The sequence below is a fragment of the Phytoactinopolyspora endophytica genome (genome assembly GCF_004138495.1).
In the GTDB taxonomy this organism is placed as follows: domain Bacteria; phylum Actinomycetota; class Actinomycetes; order Jiangellales; family Jiangellaceae; genus Phytoactinopolyspora; species Phytoactinopolyspora endophytica.
This window is the reverse complement of sequence record NZ_ML142864.1, coordinates 124,781-126,995: the sequence shown is the minus strand read 5'-3', so window position 1 is coordinate 126,995 and position 2,215 is coordinate 124,781. Positions and strand designations below refer to the sequence as shown.

General features: G+C 64.7%; 3 protein-coding genes. 1 reads left to right on the top strand and 2 read right to left on the bottom strand.

The window, feature by feature from the left end; genetic code table 11:
• The first annotated feature begins 153 nt into the window (after positions 1 to 153).
• Positions 154 to 732, top strand: a complete 579-nt coding sequence (locus ELR45_RS25755; RefSeq protein WP_129668895.1) for a bacterial proteasome activator family protein — start codon at positions 154 to 156, stop codon at positions 730 to 732.
• A gap of 24 nt (positions 733 to 756) precedes the next feature.
• Here the strand turns inward: ELR45_RS25755 and ELR45_RS25750 are convergent, their stop codons facing one another.
• Both ELR45_RS25750 and serS read right to left on the bottom strand, forming a co-directional pair.
• Positions 757 to 1,218, bottom strand: a complete 462-nt coding sequence (locus ELR45_RS25750) for a DUF6918 family protein (protein ID WP_129668894.1) — start codon at positions 1,216 to 1,218, stop codon at positions 757 to 759.
• Positions 1,219 to 1,428: 210 nt separating this feature from the next.
• Positions 1,429 to 2,215 (bottom strand): serine--tRNA ligase (gene serS, locus ELR45_RS41500; protein WP_240760146.1); only part of this gene is annotated, 787 nt, incomplete at its 5' end.

Genomic DNA, 2,215 nt, shown 5'->3' with positions numbered 1-2,215 from the left:
GCCGTTGGTCGGCGGGATCATCTGGTTCGTCAAGGTCAATGGAGCCATCAACAACTACTGGCGTGCTCTCGGCGCCGCCTGAGTTGCCGCCCGCGGGCCCTGGCAAATGGACTCACCGTTTGCCAGGGCTCGGGGGTGCGTCAAGATGGACACATGACGGAGTCGAACGAGAACGCCGAACAGGATGCCCCACAAACCGAGGACAAGCCGCGTGTCCTCGTCGTAGGCCCGGAAGGCATGGCCGTCGGGTCGGCCCAGGACGAGGAACAGGACGAGCAGAACTCGCTCACCGACCTCGTCGAGCAGCCGGCCAAGGTGATGCGGATCGGCAGTATGATCAAGCAGCTGCTCGAGGAGGTCAAGTCGGCCCCGCTGGACGAAGCCAGCCGACGCCGCCTCAGCGAGATCCACCGACGCTCGCTCGACGAGCTTGAGGATGGTCTGGCCAAAGAGCTGGTAGAGGAGCTGGAGCGGCTCGCGCTGCCGTTCAACCAGGAAGAAGTGCCGTCCGAGGCGGAGCTGCGTGTTGCTCAAGCCCAGCTGGTCGGCTGGCTGGAAGGACTGTTCCACGGAATCCAGACCACCCTCTTCGCGCAGCAGATGGCCGCTCGCGCTCAGCTCGAGCAGATGCGCCGTGCGCTGCCGCCCGGCGTTCAGGTCCATCCAGGCCAGCCTGGGGCTCCTGGACAGCCTGGCGGCGAGGGCGAGCAGCGCTCCGGCATGTACCTCTAACGAGATCCAGGGTCGAGGCGAGCGTCAGCCGGCGTTCACCGCGGCGATGTGCTTCTCGATCAACGCTCCCAGGCGGGGCAGCGCTTCTTCGACGTGCTTCTTCGCCTGGGGGCGGAGTTTGTTGTAGACCTTCTTGACGCTCTCTCGCCGGGAGCCCGCCGCGCGGTCATCCGTCACGCCGAGAAGAGCATCGGCCACATCCGACGAGTTTCCCGTCAGATGGTCGGCGAACGAGCCGGAACCCGAGGCCTTGTGGTCCGCGTAGAACGGCTCAAGCCTCTGCACGAAGCTCTCGAACATGCTGTCGACCGCTTCGGAGACAAAGGAAGAGTTGACCTTCTTGATCAGGGCGTAGCCGCTCTTGACCGCGAGCCCGCTGACCCCACTCTTCTCCGAGACTTCCGCGTCGACCAGAGCCTCGACGTCCTTGATCACTTCAGGACGACGGTCTGGAGCGAGCAGGACATCCTTGAGCGAATCTGCCATCGTGTTGTACGTCCTTCACACTAGAAATGAGAAACGACCACCTCACCCCCGTTCGGAGCCACTGTAGGACACGTGCCGCCTGACATGGTCCGCCGGGTGCGGGTAGGTAGAACCGGCCACAATGGGCGTATCACTCGTATCGTGACACATCCACGCGAGTGTGAACGATTCTACGCCTTGCTCAGTTTCCGCTCAGCCGTCGATTCCTGTTCAGCGTCCCGGGCCGGGCTCAAGGATCTCGCGGCCACCGACGTACGGCCGCAGCGCCTCGGGAACCGAGACCGAGCCGTCGGGCAGCTGATGGTTCTCCAGGACGGCTACCAGCCACCTCGTGGTACCGAGCGTGCCGTTGAGAGTCGCCACGGAACGAGTTCGGTTATCGGTCCGTTCCCGGATGTTCAGCCGCCGCGCCTGGAACGTCGTGCAGTTGGATGTGGACGTCACTTCCATCCAGCGCGACTGCGACGGCAGCCACGCTTCGCAGTCGAACTTCCGAGCCGCGCTTGAACCGAGGTCTCCGGCCGCGACGTCGATCACCCGGTACGGCAGCTCCATCGCCGCCAGCATCCGTTCCTCCCAGCCGAGCAGCCGCTCATGCTCCTCGGCCGCGTCTTCCTCACGGCAGTAGCAGAACATCTCGACCTTATGGAACTGGTGGACACGGATGATCCCGCGAGTGTCCTTGCCGTGCGAACCGGCCTCACGCCGATAGCAGGCCGACCACCCGGCGTAGCGCAACGGCCCGTCCGACAGGTCGACGATCTCGTCCGCGTGGTACCCGGCCAGCGCAACCTCACTCGTACCGACGAGGTACAGGTCGTCCCGCTCCAGCCGGTAGATCTCGTCCGCGTGAGCCCCGAGAAAGCCGGTCCCGGCCATGATCTCCGGGCGAACCAGGGTGGGCGTGATGACCGGCGTGAAACCGGCCTCGGTCGCCGTGCTCATCGCCAGGTTGAGGATACCGAGCTCGAGTTGCGCGCCGACACCGGTCAGGAAA